The organism is Paenibacillus sp. KS-LC4, assembly GCF_036894955.1.
Taxonomy (GTDB): Bacteria; Bacillota; Bacilli; order Paenibacillales; family Paenibacillaceae; genus Pristimantibacillus.
On the sequence record NZ_CP145905.1, the window covers coordinates 5,465,825 to 5,491,476 of the forward strand.

Annotated in this window: 22 protein-coding genes and 2 pseudogenes; 6 read left to right on the forward strand and 18 right to left on the reverse strand. The window is 49.1% G+C overall.

The annotated features are described in order from the left end of the window. The first annotated feature begins 58 nt into the window (after positions 1–58). Positions 59–1,192, forward strand: a complete 1,134-nt coding sequence (locus tag V5J77_RS23070) for an S-layer homology domain-containing protein (RefSeq protein WP_338553180.1) — start codon at positions 59–61, stop codon at positions 1,190–1,192. A 129-nt stretch (positions 1,193–1,321) separates the two neighbouring features. On the opposite strand, the pseudogene V5J77_RS23075 reads toward V5J77_RS23070, so the two are convergent. Further along, a pseudogene (locus tag V5J77_RS23075) lies at positions 1,322–1,758 on the reverse strand (SDR family oxidoreductase); the annotation flags it as partial. 60 nt (positions 1,759–1,818) lie between these two features. On the opposite strand from V5J77_RS23075, the gene V5J77_RS23080 reads away from it, so the two are divergent. Further along, complete coding sequence (locus V5J77_RS23080) at positions 1,819–2,175, forward strand: TetR/AcrR family transcriptional regulator (RefSeq protein ID WP_338557013.1); 357 nt, start codon at positions 1,819–1,821, stop codon at positions 2,173–2,175. An 8-nt stretch (positions 2,176–2,183) separates the two neighbouring features. On the opposite strand, the gene V5J77_RS23085 is transcribed toward V5J77_RS23080, so the two are convergent. Continuing rightward, on the reverse strand, positions 2,184–3,170 hold the full coding sequence (locus V5J77_RS23085) for a cellulase family glycosylhydrolase (RefSeq protein ID WP_338553181.1): 987 nt from the start codon (positions 3,168–3,170) through the stop codon (positions 2,184–2,186). 313 nt (positions 3,171–3,483) lie between these two features. After that, positions 3,484–5,433 carry an ABC transporter substrate-binding protein gene (locus V5J77_RS23090; protein WP_338553182.1) on the reverse strand — a complete coding sequence of 650 codons (1,950 nt, stop codon included), beginning with the start codon at positions 5,431–5,433 and terminating at the stop codon, positions 3,484–3,486. On the opposite strand from V5J77_RS23090, the gene V5J77_RS23095 reads away from it, so the two are divergent. The 3 genes and pseudogenes from V5J77_RS23095 (at position 5,422) to V5J77_RS23105 (ending at position 9,290) form a co-directional block, all read left to right on the forward strand. Continuing rightward, positions 5,422–6,672, forward strand: coding sequence for an MFS transporter (locus V5J77_RS23095; protein WP_338553183.1), 1,251 nt, complete (start codon positions 5,422–5,424; stop codon positions 6,670–6,672). The two genes, V5J77_RS23090 and V5J77_RS23095, sit on opposite strands and share 12 nt — an antisense overlap. Further along, a pseudogene (locus V5J77_RS23100) lies at positions 6,673–6,903 on the forward strand (peptide-methionine (S)-S-oxide reductase); the annotation flags it as partial. It abuts the gene before it with no gap. A 368-nt stretch (positions 6,904–7,271) separates the two neighbouring features. Further along, complete coding sequence (locus tag V5J77_RS23105) at positions 7,272–9,290, forward strand: methyl-accepting chemotaxis protein (RefSeq protein WP_338553184.1); 2,019 nt, start codon at positions 7,272–7,274, stop codon at positions 9,288–9,290. 153 nt (positions 9,291–9,443) lie between these two features. Here V5J77_RS23105 and V5J77_RS23110 read toward each other — a convergent pair whose 3' ends face one another. From V5J77_RS23110 to V5J77_RS23160, 11 genes are all read right to left on the reverse strand, one after another. Continuing rightward, complete coding sequence (locus V5J77_RS23110; protein WP_338553185.1) at positions 9,444–9,689, reverse strand: hypothetical protein; 246 nt, start codon at positions 9,687–9,689, stop codon at positions 9,444–9,446. A gap of 185 nt (positions 9,690–9,874) precedes the next feature. After that, positions 9,875–10,189: a cupin domain-containing protein gene (locus V5J77_RS23115; protein ID WP_338557015.1), complete on the reverse strand. Its 315-nt coding sequence runs from the start codon at positions 10,187–10,189 to the stop codon at positions 9,875–9,877. A 50-nt stretch (positions 10,190–10,239) separates the two neighbouring features. After that, the gene (locus tag V5J77_RS23120) at positions 10,240–12,648 is read right to left on the reverse strand and encodes a hypothetical protein (RefSeq protein ID WP_338553186.1); all 2,409 of its coding nucleotides are present in this window, start codon (positions 12,646–12,648) and stop codon (positions 10,240–10,242) included. Positions 12,649–12,667: 19 nt separating this feature from the next. Next, a complete protein-coding gene (locus tag V5J77_RS23125) occupies positions 12,668–14,665 on the reverse strand; it encodes an alginate lyase family protein (protein ID WP_338553187.1) in 1,998 nt (665 codons plus the stop codon). Between the two features lie 92 nt (positions 14,666–14,757). Continuing rightward, a complete protein-coding gene (locus tag V5J77_RS23130) occupies positions 14,758–16,173 on the reverse strand; it encodes an extracellular solute-binding protein (RefSeq protein ID WP_338553188.1) in 1,416 nt (471 codons plus the stop codon). 137 nt (positions 16,174–16,310) lie between these two features. Beyond that, complete coding sequence (locus tag V5J77_RS23135; RefSeq protein WP_338553189.1) at positions 16,311–17,942, reverse strand: helix-turn-helix domain-containing protein; 1,632 nt, start codon at positions 17,940–17,942, stop codon at positions 16,311–16,313. Continuing rightward, a complete protein-coding gene (locus tag V5J77_RS23140; protein ID WP_338553190.1) occupies positions 17,939–19,711 on the reverse strand; it encodes a sensor histidine kinase in 1,773 nt (590 codons plus the stop codon). The genes V5J77_RS23135 and V5J77_RS23140 overlap by 4 nt, the downstream gene beginning before the upstream one ends. Positions 19,712–19,753: 42 nt before the next feature. Beyond that, a complete protein-coding gene (locus V5J77_RS23145) occupies positions 19,754–20,590 on the reverse strand; it encodes a carbohydrate ABC transporter permease (RefSeq protein ID WP_338553191.1) in 837 nt (278 codons plus the stop codon). 14 nt (positions 20,591–20,604) lie between these two features. Next, entirely contained in the window at positions 20,605–21,495 is an 891-nt protein-coding gene (locus V5J77_RS23150) for a sugar ABC transporter permease (protein ID WP_338553192.1), read from the reverse strand. A 391-nt stretch (positions 21,496–21,886) separates the two neighbouring features. Next, on the reverse strand, positions 21,887–22,750 hold the full coding sequence (locus V5J77_RS23155) for an NAD(P)-binding domain-containing protein (protein ID WP_338557018.1): 864 nt from the start codon (positions 22,748–22,750) through the stop codon (positions 21,887–21,889). Between the two features lie 25 nt (positions 22,751–22,775). Beyond that, positions 22,776–23,093, reverse strand: coding sequence for a hypothetical protein (locus V5J77_RS23160; RefSeq protein WP_338553193.1), 318 nt, complete (start codon positions 23,091–23,093; stop codon positions 22,776–22,778). A gap of 138 nt (positions 23,094–23,231) precedes the next feature. On the opposite strand from V5J77_RS23160, the gene V5J77_RS23165 reads away from it, so the two are divergent. Further along, positions 23,232–24,176 carry a YafY family protein gene (locus V5J77_RS23165; protein WP_338553194.1) on the forward strand — a complete coding sequence of 315 codons (945 nt, stop codon included), beginning with the start codon at positions 23,232–23,234 and terminating at the stop codon, positions 24,174–24,176. Positions 24,177–24,214: 38 nt separating this feature from the next. On the opposite strand, the gene V5J77_RS23170 is transcribed toward V5J77_RS23165, so the two are convergent. From V5J77_RS23170 to V5J77_RS23185, 4 genes are read right to left on the reverse strand one after another with little or no spacing between them, the layout of a single operon-like run. Continuing rightward, positions 24,215–24,517: a hypothetical protein gene (locus V5J77_RS23170; protein WP_338553195.1), complete on the reverse strand. Its 303-nt coding sequence runs from the start codon at positions 24,515–24,517 to the stop codon at positions 24,215–24,217. 18 nt (positions 24,518–24,535) lie between these two features. Beyond that, entirely contained in the window at positions 24,536–24,913 is a 378-nt protein-coding gene (mnhG, locus tag V5J77_RS23175) for a monovalent cation/H(+) antiporter subunit G (RefSeq protein WP_338553196.1), read from the reverse strand. Then, positions 24,906–25,175: a Na(+)/H(+) antiporter subunit F1 gene (locus V5J77_RS23180; RefSeq protein WP_338553197.1), complete on the reverse strand. Its 270-nt coding sequence runs from the start codon at positions 25,173–25,175 to the stop codon at positions 24,906–24,908. The genes mnhG and V5J77_RS23180 overlap by 8 nt, the downstream gene beginning before the upstream one ends. Beyond that, positions 25,172–25,651, reverse strand: a complete 480-nt coding sequence (locus tag V5J77_RS23185) for a Na+/H+ antiporter subunit E (RefSeq protein WP_338553198.1) — start codon at positions 25,649–25,651, stop codon at positions 25,172–25,174. The genes V5J77_RS23180 and V5J77_RS23185 overlap by 4 nt, the downstream gene beginning before the upstream one ends. Between the last annotated feature and the right edge of the window lies 1 nt (position 25,652).

Sequence of the window (25,652 nt, forward strand, 5' to 3'; positions counted from 1 at the left end):
CGTATTTTTAAACATGTTTTATAGGAGCGGTATCTAACCAAGAGGAGGGCTAGGGAAAATGCCTATCATTCGTCGTACATTCATTTGTCTGTTGCTTATATCGACTATGACTGGAGGAATAACGGCTTACGCCGATTCGTATAAACCAAATGGTCATTGGGCTGATATGCTGCTTCAATGGGCGAGCCATGTAAAAATAATGGAGGGGTATTCCGACGGAAGCTTCCAGCCCGACAGGTTAATAAGCGAGGCAGAGTTTTTAGTCGTCTTGTATCGAGCTTTTGATGTCCGGCTAGACAATAATCCAATTAGCACAGCCTACCAGCTTGCGAAAAGCTGGAATCACCCCATTGTCGGTTACTCTAAGCCTGCCCTGAGGTCAGTACCTATAACGCAAGGTCAAGCAGCAGCCATTATCGCAGCAGCCAGAGGAGTCCACTACGAGGGTCATAATAATATTATATACTTGCTCGGGAATGGAATGGGAAGCAGCCCTGATGCTGCACTATCGACTTTTCAATCTGATGCTGCTTTAACACGCGCAGAAGCGATTCAATGGATAAGACAATTAACCGTTGCGGGTATGCTTGACATTAAAGAACGGCCGAAAGCACTTTCCGACCTCAGCAAGCTGCCGGATCCCGCAACTGCTCCCAAGGCTCTGCCTTTATTCAGTACACAACCTGTTGTAAGAGCAGATTTTGATCTAATTGGAAATAATCCAGCTATGGGTGTAAAGCTTTGGGAAAGTAAACAGGCCATTGACTCTCGATTTGGTGAATCACAGCAGGCCGGTATGTTTAAACGCAACCAATATTCCACTTTCACGGTTCATTATAATAAAGCAGGCCAAGTGGACTCATGGGATATAGCTAGCGATAAAGACCATTTGGAGGCGAGCAAGCTCTTCTCAACTTATAAAGGCATTGTTTTGGAAAAAAGTACGATAACGGATGTTTTACAGCAATACGGGACAGCCGGATATTTAAATTCGGGTAGCGCCTTTTATTTTTATGAAGAAGCAGAGGATGGCAGCTATACGCCGTTGCCCCCCGCCTTCAGTAGATCACAAGCTTTAAACGAAAAGAAGACCTACGTCATCTACTTTAGCTTTAATACAGAGACTTCAAAAGTCGATTTTATAATGGTTAGTTGGCTGGCGAATGCATTTGGGAACTCTAGCCCCGATTAACTCATCATGCTTGCAGCATAAAAATCCCTCTTGATTGATTCAGGCCTCCTCCATAGCTGTGTGTGAGGAGCAGGAAATCGCAAGAGGGATTTTATTGTTTTGGTCTATTAGATTTGTGCTTGACCTATATTAGTAAGCCAACCAGCCCGCATCTGCGGTAACGACTGTACCGTTAACGAAGCTTGCGTCATCAGAAGCGAGGTGGCGATTTCCTCCGGCTCACCCGTACGCGGGTTGAGGCCCATGCCTGCCATCGCACGCGATGCCCCAAAAGGGTTAGGCTCCGTTATTGATGACCCAATGTTCGTATTCACCCCGCCAGGCGCGATAGCATTGCAACGAATGCCGAACTCTGCATATTGAAACCCGACATTTTTCGTCAAGCCGACGACTGCATGCTTAGCAGCTGTATAAGCCGCGCCCGCTCTAGAGCCTTGCAGACCTCCAGCAGAAGCAATATTGACGATAACCCCGCTCTTCTTCTCGGTGAAAAGAGGCAGCACCTTCCGGATCATACGCATCGGTCCTGTTGTATTAATCGCAAATACCCGCTCCCACAGCTCATCCAAATCGATCGCCGCATCGTTCGAAGCAGACGAGCCTTACGGGAATCTCTCCTTGCCTTGATGGCGGATAAGCCCTTTCAAACCATATCTATTACCGAGATTGTTGAGCATGCCGGCTACAACAGGGGGACCTTTTATGCCAACTATGAAAATAAAGAGGGGCTGCTCGACGAAATTGTGAGTGGACTGCTGGATAAACTGCTGCAAGCGTTCCGGGCGCCTTACGAACACGTCGAGGTTTTTAACGTGATTGAGCTGCTGGCCACCTATAGTATGAGTGCTGTATTAGGCCTCGTATGGCACTGGATTGAAACCGGCTTTAAGCACCCGCCCGCGTATATGCAGGAGCAGCTTGTTAAAATCATTAATTTATATCCCACCATTGCCGACACGTCGCTTAATGGTAAGCAGTCTTAGGGCTGTTTTTAAAATACGCTGGCCCTTACAGATGTCGACGCAATGCCATTCGTGCCATTAAAAACAAGATTGCCCCATGAGGTGAGTGTCGTCCAGTTGCTGCTGCTCACCAGATCCAGCCATGCGTTCGCGCTGTCGTTGCCAGTCCATGACCAAGCCAAATATCCGATACCCTTCGCTTGGCATTGATTCATAATTTCCTGTGCATTAACGGTCGTGCCGAGATTGTTGTTGCCGTTATTATAGTTATAGCCGAACTCGCCAACGATGATAGCAAGGCCGAGATTTTTCACATTTTGCAGCTCTGTTCCAATCGTAGACGAATTGTTCCATGCCCCGTACATATGAACGGAAAATAAAAGGTTATGCTGTGGATCGTGGCTTAGCAGCGCAGCGCCGTAATTTTTAATCGGGGAAACGTATTGCCCCCAGCCGGAGCCGTCTATGACGATTGTATTCGTAATTCCTGCATTGCGAATTGTCGTAATCGCAGTTTTATAGGCGTCTCTCCAAGCCGTATCGGAGAGGCTGGCGCTGCCCCATTCATTGGCGATGTTAACTAGCGCATATTTCGTATTATTTTGCAAAACAGCCTTTACATCATTCCGGGCAAAATAGTTCGCCATATTATTGAGCGCGGCTGCGCTATCGCTGCCTGTTACATCATGCAGCTCCACGACGGATACCATTTTCAGCGCTTTGGCGCGATCAATGATTTGCTGCAAGCGAGCCGCTGTTCCACTCGTCGACCAAACGATGCGCACCGTGTTGGCGCCATAGGAGCTAGCCGTCGTCAGCGCATTATAGGACTGGGTGTCGTACCAGGCATGCGGCATATTAATTCCTCGCATAACAAAGTTGTTTCCATTAGCGTCCTTTAAATTGTTACCGCTTACATAAAAGCCCGTAGCAGCAGAAGCTGAAGGAATATGAACCAGAGACAGGGAAAGCAGCAAAGTCATAACAACACCTAACAAAGCCGTTTTTTTCAACATTTCACGATTCTCCTCTTCATCATTTATTAGGCTAACTATTATTACTAAGAGCGAACTCCCTTCCTCCTCTCCTCACCTGAAATATACTTCAATGCTACTATACAATAAAGCGTTTACGATTTCCATATTTTTCAAACTAACATTTCATCCTAAATTATACTAACTCTCAACTAACCTAATCCAATAAAAAAAGTAGACATTCGACCTAACAGCGCCCTACTTTCAGCTATGATGTTAGCACTAACTCCCCAGAATAACTTAGCTAAAAAAATAGCTGCAAGGAAGCATTTGTCTCCCATGCCCCTTGCAGCTCTCATCTCGATCTCCGAACCCATACATCCTTATAGTTAATTTTGCCCCAGGCATTCAAGGCAATTCCCTGCAAAGACTGGTGATGACCGACCAACTGCCGGCTATGATGCAGAAATAAAAGGCTGAATTGCCGCTTGAGCCGCTCTTGAATACGCATTAGAATGTCCAAGCGAGCCTCCTGCTGCTGCTCCCGCAAGCATAATGAAATATGCTCGTCGACAAATGCGCGGTCTTCCAAGCAGAGACTGCTAGCTACGAAGCTCGTATCCGACTTATACAGCTCAATAAGCGTCATATCCGGCTGTTCGCCAAGCACCTCTCCGCCCAAAATAAGATCGGCTTCCCTCCTATGCTCTTCACTCGCTGCCAGCTCCTCGATTGGAAACACCCCAATTTCGATTCGAATACCCATCTTCTCGCAGGCCTGCCGGATCCACTCCACACTTTGCTCGTTGCTGGGCATTTCATACGTATACAGCTTAAGCGTCTCGCCAGCGTAATCCGATTCGCTAACCAACTGCAGAGCATAAGTGAAATCATAGCTGGAGCCATAATCAGTAGCTATCCCCTCTTCCAAAAACCCCGTTGACGCCTGCTCGCGAATGCCGCCCAGATCGGCAATCATCTGCTGACGATTCAAGCCGTAATGGATCGCTTGGCGCAGCTGTAGCGACTGCAGCGCTCCTTTTTTCGCGAGATTGAAGGCTAAATAAGTGCTTCCCTGCTCCAACTGCTCTACTTGCTCCAGCTCAAGCTGCTCCTGCTTCCCATTCGCTTGCTGCTTAAGCTGCGCTTCAAAATAAGCAAGCTGCGAATCCTGCACAGCAACGGACCATTCCCCACTTGATTCATAATTTGGCCAAACCCACATTTCAATGCGGTCCAGATGGGGACAGCCTTCGAAATAGAGCTCGTTAGACTCGGCAATCAGCATCGATTCATCATTGCGGGTCAAGCGGAAGGGCCCTGTTCCAATTGGCAGCCTGGCAAAATCATTGGCTCCTCCCACCTCACCCGTATGCTCTGGCACAATGCTGAAGCGCTCCGTACATAAGCCATGAATAAACAAAACATTCGGCTGCTTCAGCGTAATCGTGAGACTGTATGCCCCGGTTATGTCGATTGCATCTATCATGGAAATCAGCCAATTGGCAGGAGAGCTTGCCATCAGTCTCCTAAAGGTAAAAGCGACATCACGCGCTGTCATTCGCTTCCCATGGTGAAAGCGTACACCCTTACGCAGAAAAAAGGACCACTGCCTATGCTCCGAATCGCTCTCCCAATAGTGGGCCAGCTGCGGCTGAAACGTCCCCTTTGAATATTTCACCAGCGTATTGAATATTTGCTCCACCCAATGCGATTCCGTGCGCCGCGACACATAGGCAGGATCAAGCCGCAGAACAGGCCGATAAAAGGGAAAACGCAGCACGTCCTTCTCCTCCGTATCCTGCCGCAAGCCAAACTGCCTGGTGAGCCATGCCATGAAATCGGCTTTAGCCGTTTGGTCGGAAAGCTGCTCCATCAGCTTCCACGCCTCATTGATTTTCTCCTTTTTAACCAGCTCCTGCGCTTTGGCAAACGCCAGCTCCCTATAGGATTTTAGAAAAGCCAGCTGCGACAGATTTCCCCGCCCGCGCCCCGGAATCCACTCTACAAGCGCAAGCTCTGTCATTTTGTGCAAAAGCATTTGCGTGTTGCGGCGAGTGCATGACAGCAGCTCGCTCAATTCCTCCATCGATACGGCAATTCGATGCCGCTTCGGCACAGCAATATAATGCTTCCTTAATTGGCCGTAATAGTCGTGGACGTCCATGCGGGCTCCTTTGCGAATCAGCAATTGGTAAAAGGCGAAAAACAAAATCAGAACCTTTCGCTTTTCCTTCGTCTTTTTCGAAAGTATACTTTGATCCATAAATACGGTCAAGAGGAGCAGCCGCGAATGATGATACAAACCAATTTACTTCCCCTATCCGAGCAGCAATCACATAAGACGATATGGGGTCATCGGAATTTCCTTATTCTCTTCTTCACTAGCGGCATTATTGCCTTCGGCAACAAAATCTACGAGCTGGCGCTGCCGCTCATTTTATACGATTTGACCCAATCGGCCGTCGCTATGTCTACGATGAGAGGCATCGAGTTTCTGCCGAATTTACTGCTGGCCGTATTCATTGGCGTATTCGTGGATCGGGTGCATAAAAAGCGCTGGTCGCTTGCATCGATTTTGCTGCAAATGCTCATTCTGCTTGGCTTGTATGCCGCACTTGCTTATGGCGAGCCCTCGCTGTACGTGCTGTACATAGGCGGATTTCTGCTCATGACCTGCGGCTATGCCTTCTCCAATGCGAGGGTAGCGATCGTGAAGCAAGCGATCCCTAACGAGTTGCTCACCTCCGCCAACGTCTCGCTTAATTTTATTACGATGCTGATCGGCATTATTGGGCCGGCGCTGACGGGGCTTATACTCATGCTGCCGCGGCTTTATGACAGCTTATTTGTGACGGCGGCAGCGTTCGGCTTCGCTTTCATCCTGCTGTTATTTCTTAAATCCAATGAACAGCCGCGGGGTCAAGGGCATGCAAGCTTTTGGAAGGAGCTGCTGGAGGGCTGGCGCGAGCTGCGCCGCAACCGCTTATTGTGGCTCATTTCGCTCACGGTCATTTTCCTTAATTGCGCCTCGGGCATGGTTGATACAACGGTCATTTTTTATGCCAAGGATGCCCTGCTGCTGAGCAATTTCGAGCTGGGGCTCGTATGGTCGGCGGCCGGGATTGGCGGTCTCCTTGGCAGCTTCATTATTAGCTGGCTGCGCCGCAGGCTCACGGTCGGAACATTAATCACGCTAACGACTCTCGGCTTAGCCTTGACCTATATGATGATGTTCCTATCCCAGTCTGCCATCATGCTGGGCTCGTCGCTTTTTCTAAATGGCTGGTTCGAGACCATTAGCGTCGTCTGCATCTGGACCTTCCGCCAGGAAACGACGCCTCAGCATTTAATCGGGAGAATTAGCGGCATTACCGGCTCGTTGTTCAAGCTCGGCATGCCGTTTGCCGTCGCGGCGGCTGGCTGGATTTCCGTTTTCACCGCGCCAGGCGTTGTCTTTCTAGTGGCGATGCTTATTAATTTGATTTTGTTCTTTTGCTGCCGCTTTAGTCCGCTATGGGAAAAGCAGCCCGGTACGCTTTAATATCGGGCTGCCATTCTCTATCACACAGAGGAGCAGCGTGAGCTGGCTGTGCAATCCAGAGAATCGCTCACGAATAGCGGCCGTTTTGACAAGCCCGTCGTAACGGCGATTGAGGAGGCCTCTGTCTTCTATCCAGCAGAGGAATATCATCAAAACTATCACCGCAAAAATCCTGAGTTTTATAAGGAATCGCACATTTATTCCGGCCGCGAGGCGATTATTGAGAAGTAAGGATATAAAGTTCATCATTATAATAAAGGCAGCCCCTGAATGCGGGCTGCCTTTGCTTTTGAATGGAAACTCCCGTTGTCACACCAATCGTTCCATCCAAATCAAGTACAACTGGAAGCATTAAGCTCCAATTTGCACGCTGTATGTTCAATATATTTAATCTCACTTTTGCTAAACTTTAATAAATTATAATTCCCACATTATAAATTTTAATTAAATAGACTTTCGACAGGCACTTTTGCAAGCGATTACATTGTTAAAAAGTAAATATTGATTGATTTTAAAAATAAAATGAAAATACTGGTCATAATTTCGCGGGCTGCAACCGATATTAATAATACATAAACTTTTTCAAAAGGAGAATAGTAATGCTCTTAAAGAATTCACGATTTATTCGCAATTTGCTTATTCTTGGCTCAATTCGACAGACCGCAGGTAGAATTGTATTGTCCACACTGCTGATTATCGTCGTTTGTGTCTCCGTCCTCTCGTACACGTTCTATGTTCCAACCTCCAGAGAAGTCCAAATCCAAGCAGAAAAACAAATGGAGCTCTATTCCAGTCTTCTAGCTAAAGAGATTGATGCCAATTTAGTAGAAAAGCAGGCTATTATGCAGGTCATCGCCGAGCAAGGCTCCAAGTTGGAAGCGGATCGGCAGCAGCAGCTTGATTTTCTCGTCCAAGCCCATGATCAGCATCCCGAGTTTGAGTCGATTTTTTTCTCGCTTGACTTAATAGGCGCCAACGCCGTTAACATTACAAATACGGACGTCGATCTAGCTGATCGTCCTTACATCAAGCTTGCTCAAGAAGGCAAACCATTCATTTCTGAGCCGGTTATTTCCAAAACGAGGGGCACAATGGTTGTTATTGTCGGCGCTCCACTCATCAAGGATGGCAAAGCCTATGGCTTTTACGGAGCCTCCTATTCGATTAGCCAAGCGGTAGAAAGCGTCAGCAAGGCTCAATTCGGCGAAACCGGAAAAGCTTATATGACGTTAGCGGACGGAACATTCCTTTCGTACACGGATGAATCGTTTGTGTTAAATAAAAAACTGTCCGATCTGGGCATCGCCCCACTTGATCAAGCTCTCACCAATGCGACCCAAGGCAATACCGCCCCGATTCATTATACGGAAAATGGCGTTGAAAAAATTGGATTTATGAGCGTGACTAGCCTTGGATGGGTTATTACGATGTATGCGGAAGAAAATGAAATTTTAAAGCCTGTCGATACTTTGCTGAGTCTGATTCTCTTGGTTGGTTCAGGCATTATCATCCTTGCCCTGATTACAACAATTCTGATTGCTCTGCGGATTGTGTATCCCATTCGCCAATTAACACATGGCATTGATGTTTTGGCACAAGGCGATTTAACGTATCGCATTCCGGTCAAAGGCAAAACCGATATTAGCAAGGCGCTGCATTCCTTTAATGCCGCTGGCGATCAAATGCAGCTGTTGATGAAGGAGGTTAACGGCTTGTCCGAGCAGCTGACGGATTCTGCGAAGCAGCTTGCAGAGGGAGCGGATCAAGGCGCGCGTGCCGCACAAAGCATTTCCGAAGCGATTCTCGTCGTAGCCGAAAGCTCGGAGCGTCAAACGTCCAGCTTACAGGATGGAAGCCAAGCAGCCGACAGCATCGCTGTGCAAATTGATGGTATTGCTTCTTACAGTACAAATGCGTCTGACATCGCTTCCCAGGCCTCTAACCTCTCCGATGATGGAGCGGCTTCCATGGATCAGCTTAATGGAAAAATGGCGGAGATGGAGCACGGCATCGGCGAGCTTGCCCAAACGATTCATGCACTGAGCGGATTGTCCGGTAAAATCGGCGATGTCGTGGTCAGCATCAGCCAAATCGCCCGCCAAACGAATATTTTATCGTTGAATGCAGCGATTGAGGCTTCACGTTCTGGAGAAGCGGGACGCGGCTTTGCCGTCGTAGCGGATGAAATTCGCAAGCTTGCAGGCCAATCAATGGAGTCAGCGGAGCAAATTTCCGGATTCATCGGAAGTATCCGCCTCGAAATCGAGCGGACGCTGCAAGCCTCTGAACAGACTGTTTCCCAAGCGGCTGAGGGTAGACATACAAGTGAAGAAGCTCGTGAGCTGTTCGCTCGCATTCGCTCTTCTATTCAAGAGGTAGCAGCGAGCATTCAAGGCGTATCAGCAGCATCCAGCGAAATGGTGTCCGGTACGAACACATTGGTAGAATCCATTCACCTCATCTCCGACTCGGCTAGTGAAACGGCGGCCGAATCACAAAATGTTTCCGCTGCGGCAGAGGAGCAAATGGCCTCGATGGAGGAGGTTGCCTCATCCTCCGCAGAGCTTGCTAATATGGCAGAGAAGCTGCGTATTCAAATTAATAAATTCAGGCTATAGCCTTGAATTGAACAGACCGTCCCGGTGCATCGTCAAAAAAAGCAAAAGCCTCCTGCTTTTGCTGCTGACGATACATCGGGATTTTTTTGCTGATGCCACTAATCATCAGAAAATCGACCCATTCAATAATTGAATAAGACGTTCCTGACTCGTTCATCTATTCATAATGTCGTTAAATAATTGCTCCTTTTCCTGTTCCTTGTCTTGGTAAATTCCTAGATAGTCGAATATTTCAAAAGAAAAATCAACAAAAGCACGTCCTTTTGCAGTTATCACATGCCCGTCTCTCACTACCCGCTCATCTATGCAACGGTCACGCAGAAAAGGATCTGCTATCCCTAATTTTTCGATTCTTTCTATCGTGTTCATAAAATAGCTGATTTTGAGCTGGCTGCGCATGAAAGCAATCTCTGCTCTCCCCTTCTACAACGCTCTGCGTTTTTTTGATCCATCTATTAAACGTTGTCGCTTGATCAAAAAATAAGGCTGCGCCAGTCAAAAGCCTATGACTTTTGATTGGCGCAGCCCTTACCGCTGTAAAACCAGCTCAGCACAGCTATTTATTTAAATTCCAACAAACGCTATTAAGTGATTAAGTCCTGCCGAAGCGGCGTGAAGGTATCAAGCAGCTTGCTTGCTTTCAAAGCGCGGCAGCCATGCTCGGCATTGCTAGGAATGAAGATCGTCTCGCCCGCCGAAATGACGGCCTTTTCCCCATTAATCGAAAACTCCAGCTGCCCTTCCAGGCAGTAGGAAAACTGCTCATGCACATGGCTGTGCAAATAGCCTTCCGCTCCTTCCTCAAAATGCACCTCCATCATCATAATCGTATCGCCTGGTGTGAAAATCTTCCGTTTTACGCCTGGCTCGGCATTTTCCCAATTGTTCAATCTGCTCATCATTCGTCATTCCTCTCAACTATTATCGGAGTGGTATACACTTATTGCGGCTAAACATATTGCGTTTTGTTGCTGCTGCGGACGAAGCTCAGCTCATAATCATCCGCTGCGGTCAGCTTGAGCGCCTCAGAATTGAAGGCAGGCGCAAGGCTGCGGCATGCCGCTTTAAACTGCTCCCAGTTCCCGAATTCCTCCGCCGAGCCCAGCTTGCAGAAATACGCATTCCGGCGGCTGTATGCCCGGTATTCACAATGGAACAAGCGGTCATGGTGGGGAACCATGCGCTCGCTGCACCAGATGGCGGCATAGCCGCTGCCTTTTTTCCCAAACAGCCACTGTCCGTCTTGGACAAACGCATCAAACTTCGCCTCCGGGAAAAAGAGATGCGTAAACGCAACCGGATGGTCCTCCCCGATTTCATAAATCGCGCCCAATGTGCTGCCCTGCTGCTTGACCGCTGGCATAATGCCATTCCCATACCAATAGCCTGGACGCATGCCGCCATCGTCAGCCAGCTCTCCTGGATGATTCGTATACAGCACCGTATCGTTGTCCAGCGCCGCATACCACATATGCTGCTGATACCCGTACACGCCCGGCTCGAAACGCGAGGTGCCGTGAAAACGCTCATTAAACGATTTAACATAATCGCCCGATTCGGTATCAACGGACTCGTCAAAGCTAATATTTTGCCAGAAGGACGGGTTCGCATCATACCTCGGCGATTGAACCGAGGTCAGCATATAATCGGGCTGCTTACTTAGCTTCACCCATGCGTTGCCGGTCTGATACTCCAGCTCCAAGGACTCATTCATCAGGCTGGTGAAATGCTGCGGCATCACGTATTTGCTGTTCATTAGAAACACGATCCATTCACTGTTGCCCATTGGTGTATCAGGATTAAGCAGATGAATTAAAGATTGGGCCGACTGAGTAAACGGCAAAATGACGGAACGGTAAATACGAGCCTGCGGCGCGACGATTGAGCCGTGGAACGTATGATATGCGAAGGATTTCAGCATCTCATCCACCAATCGGCTTGCGCGGGCAGACTCCTCTTCCTCCATGTAATCGACGACATTTAGCAGTGCGCCAAGCGTCACGCACATATAGTCGGCGCTTAGGAACTCCTCAAAGCCATATTCCTCGACATCTGTCAGCCACTCGCGGATTTTGCCAAGCGCCACTTCGCTTGCCTGGACGCCTGTGCGGCCCGATCTTGCGAATAGCTGCTCCGGGTACTCGCGGCCCGCCATATAAGCGCAAATATAGAACATCAGCGCATGGTTTTCGCTCCAGAAGCACATGCCATCTGAGCCGTTCTCCGTCATCCAGAAGCGGTAGTCTAAAATCGCCTGCTTTGTTCGTTCCGTTAAATGGGCCGGAAGCTCTTGCTGCTGCATGAAGCGCAGCAAGCCCGCGAGGATAAAGTCCGAGCAATCCTCCCGCCGCTCAATTTGTCCAAGCGCGTGCAAAATATGCTGCTCATCATTAACGCCTTGTTGCCCTAGGTTCCAGCGTGCCAGCACGTAAAACAATCCAAAGCGCAGCGGTTGAAACGCCTTTTCCGTGCCTATCGCGGCTATTTCCTCGAACATGGCGCTTTTGACCTCGGCCGCCCCTGCTCCTTTGCGGTAAGTCGGCTTTTTGTTTTGCAGCAGCTCGATTTTGCGAATAAGCCTTCTTGATCCGATTTCACCATATACAATGGCCATCGGTGCACCCTCGTCAAGCTTCACGCTTCGCTTGCCGCTAATGTCCGCGCCAATCAGGCTATCATTCAATGCTTCCCCATATGCTAAGTAGATGCTGCAAGGCGCTTCCGCTGGGAAGCAAAGCTCGCTGCCCTTCAGCGTAATGCCTGACAGGAAGCGGTCCAGCACAAGAAACGGGTCGGCCTGCTCCGCATCCGGCAGCGTCACTGTCATTTGGTCCAAATGCTCCAATAATTGAATGCCGAAAATATTCCGCGTATCCCGCACCGCCAAATTTTGCATGCGGATGATCATCGTATTGCTGCCTTTGCGCAAAGGCAGCTGCATTTTCTGCTTATTAATCGGTTTATACACCGGCTCGGCAACGGAGCTTACCTTCTCCCCATTGAGCCATACTTCTATCGCTGTATACGTCCATAGGTTCGCCATGGCGATCAGGTCTTCTTCCGCCACAAGCACAGTAGCGGCAAGCAGCTCTACTTTTTGGGGCGTAAACGAAAACTGGCTGAAATTGACGAAGCCGCTGCAAGGGTAAAGATACTCCCAAGGCAGCCCAAGCTCGCTCTCAGCGCCAATTTGAATGACTTCATCAGCGGCAGGCGCTGGTAGACTCCTGTCTGCGACAATCGAGCGTAAATATTGCTCGTAGCGTATTTGGTTTTTGTCGGTTTTGTCCGATATAAAATCACTCAGCCGCGGTCCTGAAGTCAAATAATGAGTAATAAATCCGTTTTGCTTATCCACATGCACCCCTCCAATCGTTTCATTCAGGCATAGCGAACACAGCAAGCTGTCCGTCACGGTTTAAGCTCAGGACAGGGCGGCCATGCTCTCCTATGCTGACGCTCCATTCAGAGGTCTTCAACTGCTGCGTTCCTAGAGATGGCTTCATCACCGTAATAAACCAAGCACCAGCATGTTCTGTTGTCAGCAAGCCCTGAAGCACCTTCAGCGGCTGCATCTTCATTTGGTGAACCGATTCCCAGCTGTCCTCCACGTCGAGCTCCAGCTCCGGCGGCCCAAATACGAGCAGCTCGCACGTCAGTGGCGAAGTAGAAGCAGCTTCTACTCCGTTGAACAAGCCGCTGCCTTTAGCATAGTAGCAGGCAGGATGATCAAGGGGATGCTTCTGATCATTCGAAGCACCGCTGTCCGTTGCCAGTCTTCGCGTCTCCCACTCTAGCAGCCTAGTATGCAGCCGATGCTGATACGTATGCTCGCCAGTACCAATCAGGCGATCATAAATAACCCATTCTCCGCTATTCAGAAACCATAAGGCGCGCCTGTGCGTTACGCCACGGGATGCATAGCCGTCATGCTCCGCGCAAATCATTTGCTGCTCCGGCTCCCAAGCGATTAAGGAAACAGCAGCTTCTGGCACCCCCCATCTTTGGGTACGCAAGTAAGGCGTCTGATCCAGCCCGTCTACGAGAACGGTATTATGGGCGGAGGTGCTTTTGAAATAACGGCGCCACGGATTTTCCATATAGGTGTACGTGCCCGGATCGACGAACAATGCTTCGCCATAGGCGCACCATTCAAAGGACAACGCGTCGGCATGTCCATGAGGGCCGCCAAGTGCAGCGGCATCGAAGATGAGCTGCTGCTCCGAATCGCCAAGCCCATAATAGCCTGCTGCCGGAAAAGCAAACGGCAGCCGCTCCTGTGTATGGACATCGAGCAACGCTCCTGCCCCGATTGCCGTTGAATCGGGCGGAGATGCTGCTGCTTGCGACTGCGATGCTGCTTCTGGCGATTTAGCCGCCGCTGCCAGCAGACGGTCGATCGCCTCAGGGCCGACCGTCCAAAACTGCTCATACAGCTGATCCTTCAGCAGCAGCCCCGGACGATTATCATACAGAGCCGCCGCATTCAAATCTGGCGGCTGATTCGCGAAGGAATCGGCAAACGGCGCCATGCTGCCGTCCTGCCTGATCATCAGGCTTGCGAAGCGCGTCATGCCAGCCACAATACGCTCATATTCCTCGGAGAACGCAAGTCCACGCTTTTTCGCCATAACGGCACAATCAACGAACAGCTCCAGCGATACCATATGGTAGTGCGGCGTAAGCTCCGAATGGACGCCATCTTGCAGCACCTGCACGCGGATGCATTCCTCCAGCCGCTTCATCGCTATGCTGCGCCATTCCTCGCTTTCCTCCCAAGAAACAAACGTCAGTCCCGCGCCTAGCAGCCCGATCATATGCATAATCGAATGATTGATTTCAATGCTCGCTTTATAGGTAGAGAGAAACCAGGCATGCTCCTCCACCGATTGAAGAAACCGCTGCTTCGCCTCGCCACTCCAGCTTTCCGATTCATCGAAAAAATGATAGGCATATATCCATTGGCGCAGCCTGAGACCCGTTTCCAGCAGTCGCCACGGACCCGGCCTTTGAAAATAGGTCAGCTCCTCCTCCGGCAAATTTCTCGGACAAGGCTGCGTATCGATCCAGCCTAAAATATGCTCCAGCGCCTTAGCCGCATATTTCTCGTCCCCTGTGCACGCATAGGCGGTGCCTAAGGAGCGAAGATGCTTAAAGCGATTAATGCCCCATGTAAATTCCTTGTCCCCGGTTGGGTTGTAAAGCCAATTAATGGGCTGGCCCAAATCAATTTCAAGCCCTTTCCAAATGACAGGCTTATCCTCGCACCAGCGATTCGCCTCGGCAATCGCAGCGGCAGCCTGCTGTGGAAAACGCTGCTTAAAGCCTGCTCCCCAATCGCTTCTCTGCTTCGGCCTAAAATACAAATGATCCATTTAAGCACGCGCTCCTTTACTCTCTACTTGTCCCTATATTTTAAAAGCAGGGGCTGCCCGCAGGCAGCCCCTCTTTCCCTACAGCTATACGGCTACTGGCCGAGCGAGCCTTGCAGGCTCTTGGCGCTGAACGACGGATTGGCCTGAATATTGGTCAACCCCTCCGTACGAGCCGCTGCTAGCGCTTTGTTGTATCTCGCATTCAAATCCTTAATTACAGCATCCAAGTCCTGATTGCTGGTCAAAATGTATTCAATGAATACATCGCTTGCTTTTTTGCCTTCCAGCTTCGTTTCTGTAACCGAAATCGGAGTTGCTGGATAGATGCCGTCATATTTTGTTGGAAGGAAGCCCTCGATGCCCTTCAGTTCAGGCTTGCCTGCTGCTTCATTCACATAAGGCAGAACGGAAAGTCCAAGGCCCTTCTCTTGATATTCCTTACGAAGCTCTGTGTTGTACAGGTATTCTAAAAACTTCACAGCTGCAGCTTGCTTGTCCGATTGTGCATTGATTCCGATATAACCGCCTGCATTAACCCAAGTTACACCGTTGATTTGACCATCCTTCGTCGGTACAAGCGTTGATGACCAGTTGATTTCTGTCGGGAATTGCGACGTGTAGACTGCCGGCTCACTGGAGTGGTTCACATACATCGCGATTTTGCCTTGTGCAAACTGGGCGCGAAGCGGATCAATATCCAGTGCTTCAGCGCCAGGAATCATGCTGCCATCTACTTTCATTTGGTGAAGCGCCTGTGCAATATCACGGTACATGCCGAAATCAAATTCTCCGGTTTGGTAGTTAAAGCCCTCGTGGCTTGTTCCCGAGCTGAGCGAGCCCGATGCAAATGCTGGACGCGTAAAGCCGGAGCCATTTTTGAAATTGCTGGCGAAGCCGTAAATGCCTTCAGCCTTGCCTTGCTCTGTTACTTTTTTCGCAATCTCAACCATTTCGTCAAGCGTCTTTGGCGGCTCTGTGTAGCCAGCCTTCTCCAGCAGGTCTACATTGTACAGCAGGCGCCAGAACTGGCCTGTGTTTGGAAGCGTATACACATGTCCGTCTTTTGTATAAACATCCTCTACCAGCAAACCGTCGAATTTCGCTAAAAACTCTTTGCTGAGCAGCGTATCAAGTGGAGCAAAATAGCCTTTGCTTACATAAGTCTGAAAGTCACCGCTGCGGAAAATGTCTGGAGCCTGGTTGCTTGCGAATGCAACCTCAATCGCCTGATTGTAGTTATCCGCCATAACCTTCATTTCTACTTCAATGTTATCTGTATTCGTTTCGTTATATTTGTCTACCTTCTCCTGCATATAATCCATGTCATGACGATCTATTGTCCAATAGGAAATTTTCGTCTTTGCTGCGCTGCTTGCACCGTCTGTACCCGCGCTTGCTTCTGGTGCGGCATTCGTTCCGTTACCCGTTGAACAAGCTCCCAGCATCAAAGCCATTACCAGCAAGCTGCAAAGCAGAAACGAGCGTTTCGTTGAAAATCTTTTTTTCATCTGTCGTACCTCCCCTTTGTTTGGCAAGCGGCGTTCAAGTGTTGACTACCACCCAGCCCCTCCTGCTGACCTCATTGTAGCACCGTTGTCCGCCTGCCCATGAAGGACAAAAACACGATTATGGGAGGGCAAAATGACTATGATTGTGCTTCCGGTTCCGCGCTTTCGTATTTGCTGCGAAATTCCGTAGGCGTAAGCCCCGTATGCTTTTTGAACAGCTCGGTAAAATACGGACGGTCCCGATAGCCAAGCTCATACGTTATATCCTGTACTTGCAGCCCTTCCAGCAGCAGCTCCTTTGCCTTGTCCATTCGTGCGGAGGTGACATATTGCATGAATGTCATTCCGGTCTCTTTTTTAAACAAATTGGAAAAATAGCTCGGGCTCAAGTGGACGACATTCGCGCATTCCTGTACTGTCAAGTCGCTGCCGAGACGGCCGCCCACATAATTCATAGCCTGATGAATGAGCTGGCCGACATTGTTTTTCTGGCGCTTCTGGAGCCAGTCACAGCCGGTCAGTCCGAGCTCCAACACATCGTTAATCAGCTCGGAGGTAGATAAATACCGGCCTTTCTTAATCATGCTCAGCCGTTCATCAAGCCATATGCGCTGCTTGCTGTCCGCCTTCTCGGCAATGACGCGGTAAATGGAGAAGGCCAGTCCATAAAACAAATTGGTCATCACTTCTGGATCAGGCGGCGTCGGATAACGCAGGCATTCCTCGGAAATGCTCTCCAGCAGCTTCTCCGTCCCTTCCCGGTTGCCTGAGCGCAAGCAATAGAGCAGTTCCACCTCCTTATCTGCGGAATAATGGGGTGAAATATGATTTTGCCGTTCAATATCGCTATAGGAGATGACACAGCCACTGCCGGAATAAAACTGATAGCTGAGCGCTGTTTTCGCCTGATTATAGGAAAGAGCGATTTCGCTGATGCCTTCCACGCAGCTTCCGACGCCAATGGAAATGTCCCGCTTCGCGTAGCGATTCACATTATCCCGGCACTCCTCCGCCAGCGCCAGCATACCTACCTCCTCATTAGGGTTCAGCAATATGACAAATTGGCCCAAATGCTCTCGAAATACGATGCCCTTCGCCCGTTTTTTAATCGTTTCCTCCATTATGTTTTGTACGGCGAAGCGGGTTAGCTCCACTTCCCGCACGGATAGCGGGGAATGCTCGTCCATTAGCCCCTCGATCTGCACAGACATCGCTACGAAACAGCGGGTATCCATATCGATGCTTAGAAATTCCCACTTGTCATGCGCCCGCTCGGGCAGCTCATCATGCCGGATCAGCAGTCGGAAATACTCTTGGCGCAAATAGGGCAAGCTTTCCCTCACCTTACGCTCCAGCGTCAGCCGGTCCAGCTGCTCCAGCTGCTGCGTTTCAATCTGTGCTTTAGCGCGCAGCACAACGTCAACAATTTGCTGCGTCGTAAACGGCTTAACCAAATAATCGAACGCTCCCAGTCTCACTGATTCCTGAGCATAGGTGAAGTCGGTATAGCCGCTGAAAAAAATAACCTTGGCCTCCGGCTCTCCACTTTCCTTCAGCTCACGAATCATATCAATGCCGGTTCGCATCGGCATCCGAATGTCGGTCAGTACAATATGCGGATGCTTCTCTTTAATAAGCTGCAAGCCATCATGGCCGTTAGAAGCCGTGCCCACAATTTGAATGCCATGCTCCTTCCAAGGTATCTTTGATACGATTCCATCAATGACCGTCTTTACATCATCTATGATGCACATCGTAATTTGACTCATTCGTTTATCACCTCTTGAATAGGAATGATTAGCTTAACGGAGGTTTGCACGCCCGGCTCGCTTTCAAGCTCTATGGAAGCCTTATAGCCGTAATACAGCGACAATCTTGTCCTTACGTTCACTAATGCATAGCTCGTGCGCTCCACCACTGGACCATTCAGCATTTTTTCCACTCGCTGGGCATCCATGCCAATCCCATTGTCCGTGACGGTCAGCACCAGCAAGCCCTTTGCAGCATCGGCCTCCGCCTCAATTCGGATTATCCCCTCATGGGGCAGCTCCTGAAAGCCGTGCAAAATAGAATTTTCCACCAGCGGCTGCAGCAAAATTTTAAGCACAGGAGTATCCAGCAGCTTCTCATCGACCGTCTGTATGCTGTACCTAAACAAATCCGGATAGCACATTTCCTGCAAATTTAAATATTGCGCCACATGCTCCAGTTCCTGCCGCAGCGTCGTAATTTCCCGGCCATTGTTCAGGCCCAGCCGGAACAGCAGGGACAGCGAAACAATCATGCCGCTGACCGCCTGCTGCTCCTCCATCTCGCTTTTCCAATAAATTGTATTTAACGTATTGTACAAAAAATGAGGATCAATCTGCGCCTGCAGCGCTTTAATTTCCGATTTGCGCTTGTCCTGCTCGGATGCTTTAACCTCTTCAATTAATTCGCCAATTTGCTCCATCATCCGGTTAAACTTGTGGCCAACCTGACTAATTTCATCCTCAAATGCGCTCTCAAACCTGACATCAAGCTTATTGTGCTCAACCTTCATCATGAGATTACGCAGCTTGAACAGCGGCTTTAGCAGCAGCTCCGACAGCATGCTGGACATGACCAGCGCCAGTACGACGCAGCCGCCCATAATCGTAAGAATCGTCCAGCGCATGCGCTGGACAGGCTCCAGCAGCTCCGACTTGGATTGATAGCCGATCAATACCCAATCTGGATTCATCCCAAGCGCAGCATAATTAAGCAAATAAGCGTCACCGCTCTGGCTTATATATTCAAAGTTTCCTCGGGCGCTGGAACCGACCCGCTCATAAATTTGTTGATTGCTTTGCGGGATGCCTTCCGTAGAAGCAAGAACCTCCTTGCCAGTCCGATCCACGACGAGCTGCTGAAGGCTGGCGCTCTGCATATCCGCCTGAATGAGATCCAGTAAAATATCCTCGCGAATGTTGACTACGACATACACACCGGGCAGCTGGATATCAAAAAACGGTTTAATGATTAAGGTAATAACAGAGCTTCTCCGGCTGAACAGCTCATCTGCATGTCCCGGCACCCATAGCTTGCTCCATCTTTCCTTGGTATCCATTATCTTCTGATTAATAATCGTATTCTCAAAATCGCGGCCCGGGCTGCGCCGATTTCCCGTTGGATAAAAATCACCGAGCGGCGTATGCACCAGCACGGAGTCAATGGACTGCTCAGCCAGCATCAGCTGGGCAAAGGGCGTTTGCAGCTCGGAAAGCCGATTATAATATTCCTTCTTGCTGCTTGACTGCACATCCTTCAGCGTTCGTTGGAAGGGCTCGCCCATCATGAGGGTGGAGACGAGCACGACGATATTTTTCAAGCGCTCATCCAGCACCCTCGCCGACTTATTGAGCGTATCCTGACTGGTCTTCGTTGCCTGTGATTCCATTTCACGAGAAAAAGACACGGAAACATAAGTTCCCGTGACCGATATACATACGACGGTTAATAAAACGAACGAAACCCACAGCCGTCTTTTTAGCGACATTTTTCGAAATATACGTTTCATGCTGTTCATCGCCTCAATGCCTATGGAGTTGATTAGCCTTTATTAGCCCTTAACCGAGCCAACTGTAACCTGCATAAAGGAACGGTTCGCGAAAACATAAACGATGAGCAGAGGGAAAATCGAAATACATGCCCCTGCGAGCATCAATTGATTTTCAACCGCAGCTCCTGCCCCGTAGCGCAAATTCGCAAGTCCCACCGGCAAGGTCTGCAGATCAGGCCGCGACAGGGAAAAGACGAGCGGCAAAATATATTCATTCCAAGCGTTACGGAAGGTAAATAGCGATACAACCGCCAGAGCTGGACGCAGCAGCGGCAAAATAATGAGCCAGAAGGTGGAGTAGAAATTACAGCCATCTATAAGCGCCGCTTCATCGAGCTCCCGGGGAATGCCGCGGAAAAAGCCAATGACCATAAAAAACGCAGTCGCATGGGCGCTAATTAGAATGATTATGACACCCCATAGCGATTTCTGCAAACCGATGGAAACCATCAAATCGAACTGCGGACGAAGCACGACGGCACCGATGGAAATAAACAAAGTGAACGATTGCAGCAATATAAATAGCTTCTTACCCTTGAAAGCTACTCGGTCAACCGCATAGGCTGCCATTGAGGATACGAGCAGCGTGCCCACTGTAGCAAACACGGCTACATACAAGCTATTGAAGGTATAAGCGGAGAAATCCGCTTGAGTCCAAGCCTGCAAATAGTTTTTAAATTGCCAGGTGGAAGGGAAGAATGTCGCTCCCGTAGTCAGCTCCAGGTTGGTCTTGAAGGAGCCGAACAGCGCAATTACGATTGGAAAAAGCATCAAGGCTGCCGTAACAAGCAGCAGCAGCCATACTGGCGTGCGTACGATTATTTTGCGAATGGTCATGATCGTTCCCCCTCTTAATAAACGTTATTAAGTTTTTTCGACATCCAGAAATACAGCCATGTGACGATACCGACAATAACAGCCGTTGTGAAGCCGACCGCGCTGCCGTAGCCGATATTTTGCACGGAGGTGCCTGACGTCGTCAATGGGAAGAACAGCTTGTACAGGTATAAATACATAACCTCGGTTTTGCCGAAAGGACCGCCCTCCGTCAATACCATAATGCTCTCATAGCCTTTAAGCGACGTTGTAATCGCCAGCATAATAATCATTTGCAGGACAGGGCCGAGCATAGGAATCGTAATGTACCACATCCGCTGCACCGGATTTACACCATCAAGCGATGCCGCTTCATACACATCCTCAGGAATATTCTGAAGTCCCGCAATAAAGAGCAGCATATAGTTGCCGACTGCCCCCCACACCGCAATAATGACGATTGTCGTCATCGCATTCGCAGCACCCAGCCAGTCTACTGGAGCAGATACGATGTTTAGCTTCATTAAATACTGATTGATAATCCCGTTGTAGGAGTTGAACACAATATAGAAGACGATGGACATAACTGAGGCGCTGAATATCGTTGGCAGGAAAAAAACCGCCCGAAACAGATGCCGTCCCCGCAGCTTCCGATTCAAAATAACCGCCAGTATAAGCGATAACGGAAGCGTAATGATTAATTTTCCACCCGCATAGATGAAAGTATTCAGAACGGAGTGCCAGAACTCGACATCCCTTCCCACTCGCGCAAAGTTCTCAAGACCGATAAATTTCGGCGTGCCAAACCCTTGATAGTCGAAAAACATATATCGAAGCGCCCATACAACCGGATAAATACCGAGCGCCATAGTTAGAAAAAAGCTTGGAAAGCTGAACAAATACGCCCCGATTCGATTTTTATGCATGCCTTCATCTCCCCTTCTTTTGTAGCTTCATTGTATAGGATGCCGCCCTCCATACGGGATGGGGCAATCAATGAAGCTGGGGGGACGAAACGACTATTGTCGCTGCTGTCGTACGGACATGGAGTGAAGGGGCGCGTGAGGGGACATACTTATTTTAGAGATTCCAATTACGACGCTGCTTCAGCAATGGCGGGCTGGGCTTGTTCATCAAGCGTACGAAAGCCCCTAATGTAGAAGGGAAAAGAGCGGCTTATGTCTTCTCGCGAAGGAAAGGATACACTTTATTCTCTGCAAAAAAGAAGCTGTCCTTACGGCCTATATAGCCAAGGACAACTCTTTCTGTTTTAAACGATGGTATATGTGTTTATTTTTTTGTGTTATGGCACTTTGTTTATCGCAGCACTTTAATAAGAGCAGCAACCTCCTCATTGCCATAGCCTGCATCAAGCGCTCTCGCAAACAGCCGCTCGGCAAAGGCCGGGAATTCATCGTTAATGCCGGCTTCTCTCGCCTGCTCCATGAGCAGCTTTGCAGTAACCATACACATGTTCAAGGAGCTTTGTGGATGATCATATTTTTCTGCTTCAATTAATTCGCCCTCGTATTTAATAACCTCGCCGATGACAGGAGAAATCTGAGCCAGCATCGCACCGAATGCGCCCACTTGAAGACCATCCGACTCCATCATACGCGCGGCATGGAAGAAGCCCAAATAAGAACCAAATAAATAGGACAGAAATGCAAGATCCGTCGTCGCTGCTGCGCTCACCTGCTCGCCAAGATAAGGCACGCTTCCAGCCAAGCTTTTTAGAACCTCTTCACTTGCTTGAAAAGCATAAGCTGATCCGGATGTAAAAATAACTGCACCCTCTCCGCCTATTTGTGATGGCGAGGCAGCTATTGCGCCATCGAGATATTCCATTTCTAGCGCTTTGGCCCACGCTTCATTGTCACGTGCCTGCTGTGGACTGCCCGTACTCAGCTGTATGAGCACTCGGCCTGTCAAAGCGGACTTGGCTTCCTCCGTATCGAGCAGCTGATAAGAGGTCTGATAGTCGGAGACACAGACAATGGTCACTGGACTTGCACTAACAGCGGCTGCTACACTTGGCGCTAAGCTAGCTCCCTCGCTTACAAGCTGCTCTGCTTTTTCGGTCGAGCGGTTCCAGACGGTGACGCGATAGCTTTTCCGAAGCAAAGCGCGGGCCAGCATAGAACCCATTGCTCCTAATCCGACTATCGTTACCTCATTTATTTTCTTTTTCATTGGATTTCCCCCTTCATATTTGGGCTGCCATTAAATGCCGCATCGTAATTTCACGAGTGTCAATCATTGAAACAAAGGAACGGAATTCCGGCAGTGTCTTTAACTGCTCCAGCGCTGCCATCGCCGACTCCATATCCGACCAGTAAACCATATCCGTCCATTGGGCTTCATCCGCTGAATGCATGAGGGAGCGCTTCTTAAAGCCCGGCACCTTCGCCTTCAGCACTTCACTTAAATTAGAGGCTGCCTGGCAAAAAAGCGATTTATCTGTCCCTTCCTTTAAGGTGAATAAGACGAGCTCCAGCACGTCATTTTGTTGAGTCTGTTCCATTTTCTAAGCTTCCTTTCCATTTGCGAAATCATAAACTTGACTACACGGTTAACTATACGAAATAATAGTGCCATCTAATGGCACTATTATTTGAGATTTTTAAATAAAATCTATCTACCCGTAAAGGGGACTCTGACGATGAACAAAGCACAACGGCTCATTCAGCTCATCATGCTGGTTAATGAGCGCAAGCAATTTACGATACAGGAGCTTAGCGAGGAGCTTGGCGTCTCACGGCGGACAATGATTCGCGATTTAATGGAGCTAAGCGAGCTTGGCGTGCCGCTTTATTCCCAAGTCGGTCCGGGAGGCGGCTACCGGATTTTGCGCGAGAAGCTGCTGCCACCGATTAGCTTTACTGAAAACGAGGCCACCGCCTTATTTTTCGCCTGCCAATCACTGCAAAATTATAAATCGCTGCCTTTCGAAAATGAAGTAAACGCCGCGCTTCAAAAGTTCATGCACTACCTATCAAGCGAGCCTAAGCAAAAAATAGAACGGATGCAGCAGCGGCTCGTATTCTGGGTGCCGCCGCACCAGATGGAAATTCCTTTTTTGCAGCCCTTGCTTGAAGCCGCGCTAGACCAACAGGTTATAACGATCGTTTATGAGGCAGCTACACGGCGCGAACGCATGATTCAGCCTATTGGGCTGTATACGATGAATGGATTATGGTATTGCCAGGCCTATTGCTTCCTAGCTGAGGGTAATCGCGTCTTCCGCGTTGACCGTGTCAAGGCGCTAGCTCCTCAGGAAGACCAATCCATGCAGCTCGAAAAAACAGAGGCGCATATTCGGCCGTGGATTATGCGGATGGAGGAGAGTGACTTATTGCAGCTGGAGGTGGATTTAACGGCTGAGGGGGTACGAAGATGTCAGTCAGAGCTTTGGCTATCACAGGCTGTTATGTTACATGAGGACGGTTCAGGAACGATTCATACGAAACTAAGCGCCTCCTATATATCGTGGGCCGTGCAATTTTTTCTTGGCTTTGGTACAGAGGCAAATGTGCGGCAGCCCCCGCAGCTGCGTGCTGCGATTGGGGACAAGCTCAAGCAGCTTATGCAGCAATATGCCCATTAAGTAAAAAAATAAGCGCCTGTCCCCTCAGGGAAAGGCGCTTATTCAGCCTCATACGGCTTTTTCGTCAGCTGCATGAAGGCTTCTATAAAAAACTTTGGATCAGATTTCACATTGTAAGGATATACGCCTTGCTTCGTATGCAAATATAAAATACCCTCTTCCTGCCCCATGCGGCGATAGGACATGTCGTATACGTCATGAAGAGCAAATACGCGGTAGCCGGTTACAATCTCCAGCTCATATAAACAGATGGTGCGTTCATGGAAAATCATTACTTGCTCGGTAGCAGTCACTTGTCTCTCCATTTTAAAATAAGGATGAACCGCAATCGCTTTAGGCACTAGCAAGCCTCCCCATCGTTATTGTCCTTCCGCCCGCTCTTTAGCCATCGTATGCTCAAGATCGTCCTGAACACTCTTCTTCCATAGCGGCACTCCCGAACGATAAGCTGCCCTGCCATTTAGATGCCCCGCCACCGGAGAGGTCAAAAAAACAAATACGATGCCAAGCAGCAGCTTAACGCTGACATGACCCTCATAAAACAAAAAATAGAGAAAGGCACCGACCAAAATAAACAAAACACCTAGCGTCGCGCTTTTGGTAGCCGCATGTGAGCGCAAATAAACATCAGGAAGCCGTATGAGGCCAAATGCGCTGATCAAGCTAATGATTGCGCCAAGCAAAATGACGATTCCAATCGCAATTTCCCCTGCCCCGCTAAGCAGCCCGCTATTCAATGACCTCACCTCTTTCTATATATCGCGCAAATGCAGTGGTCCCGATAAAGCTTAATATACCGATTAACAGTACAATATCAATATAGGCCGTCGTTCTTAACAGGACGCAAAGGATCGCAACCATGGATAGCAAAATGACGCCAATTGTATCCAATGCGGCTATTCGGTCCGGTAGGGAAGGCCCCTTCAGCAATCTGTACATACAACCCAAAATAGCCAAGGCCAGCAGCGCTAGCGATATTAGAAGCAGATAGGTCGTCATGTCCTCGTCACCTCCATAATCGCTTTTTCAAATGTATCTTTAATTTGCACCGCTAGCAGTTCTGCATCGTGAATATCAATGGCATGGATGTATAAGGTTTGATTATCAGAAGATACATCTAAAGTAAGCGTACCAGGTGTAAGGCAGATGAGGCAGGAGAGCACTGTTATTTCCCAATCGGATTTCAGCTCCGTCCGAAAAGCGAAGATGCCAGGACGTATGGCTAGCCTTGGCTTAACAATTTGCAGCATCACAGCGATGCTGGACAGCAGCAATTCCTTCATAAACAGGATAAGCAGCTTGAAGATCGCCCATACTCTTTTCATATAGAAGTCATGCGGCCAGAAGCGGCGGAGCAGCCCTATGCAGCCTATGCCGATCAAATAACCGACGGTAAACTGCATGGTAGACCATTCATTATTCAGCAGCATCCAGACGAAAGCTATAATTAGATTTAATATGATTTGAAAGGCCATC

Excerpts from the sequence above, each read along its gene's own strand:
- V5J77_RS23085 (WP_338553181.1), bottom strand. The coding sequence starts at position 3,170 with ATGTTGAAAAAAACGGCTTTGTTAGGTGTTGTTATGACTTTGCTGCTT.
- V5J77_RS23145 (WP_338553191.1), bottom strand. The coding sequence starts at position 20,590 with ATGACCATTCGCAAAATAATCGTACGCACGCCAGTATGGCTGCTGCTG.
- V5J77_RS23150 (WP_338553192.1), bottom strand. The coding sequence starts at position 21,495 with ATGCATAAAAATCGAATCGGGGCGTATTTGTTCAGCTTTCCAAGCTTT.
- V5J77_RS23070 (WP_338553180.1), top strand. The coding sequence starts at position 59 with ATGCCTATCATTCGTCGTACATTCATTTGTCTGTTGCTTATATCGACT.
- V5J77_RS23135 (WP_338553189.1), bottom strand. The coding sequence starts at position 17,942 with ATGAGTCAAATTACGATGTGCATCATAGATGATGTAAAGACGGTCATT.
- V5J77_RS23185 (WP_338553198.1), bottom strand. The coding sequence starts at position 25,651 with ATGGCCTTTCAAATCATATTAAATCTAATTATAGCTTTCGTCTGGATG.
- V5J77_RS23180 (WP_338553197.1), bottom strand. The coding sequence starts at position 25,175 with ATGACGACCTATCTGCTTCTAATATCGCTAGCGCTGCTGGCCTTGGCT.
- V5J77_RS23140 (WP_338553190.1), bottom strand. The coding sequence starts at position 19,711 with ATGAAACGTATATTTCGAAAAATGTCGCTAAAAAGACGGCTGTGGGTT.
- V5J77_RS23105 (WP_338553184.1), top strand. The coding sequence starts at position 7,272 with ATGCTCTTAAAGAATTCACGATTTATTCGCAATTTGCTTATTCTTGGC.
- V5J77_RS23115 (WP_338557015.1), bottom strand. The coding sequence starts at position 10,189 with ATGAGCAGATTGAACAATTGGGAAAATGCCGAGCCAGGCGTAAAACGG.
- V5J77_RS23110 (WP_338553185.1), bottom strand. The coding sequence starts at position 9,689 with ATGCGCAGCCAGCTCAAAATCAGCTATTTTATGAACACGATAGAAAGA.
- V5J77_RS23160 (WP_338553193.1), bottom strand. The coding sequence starts at position 23,093 with ATGGAACAGACTCAACAAAATGACGTGCTGGAGCTCGTCTTATTCACC.
- V5J77_RS23095 (WP_338553183.1), top strand. The coding sequence starts at position 5,422 with ATGATGATACAAACCAATTTACTTCCCCTATCCGAGCAGCAATCACAT.
- V5J77_RS23130 (WP_338553188.1), bottom strand. The coding sequence starts at position 16,173 with ATGAAAAAAAGATTTTCAACGAAACGCTCGTTTCTGCTTTGCAGCTTG.
- V5J77_RS23165 (WP_338553194.1), top strand. The coding sequence starts at position 23,232 with ATGAACAAAGCACAACGGCTCATTCAGCTCATCATGCTGGTTAATGAG.
- V5J77_RS23080 (WP_338557013.1), top strand. The coding sequence starts at position 1,819 with ATGGCGGATAAGCCCTTTCAAACCATATCTATTACCGAGATTGTTGAG.
- V5J77_RS23125 (WP_338553187.1), bottom strand. The coding sequence starts at position 14,665 with ATGGATCATTTGTATTTTAGGCCGAAGCAGAGAAGCGATTGGGGAGCA.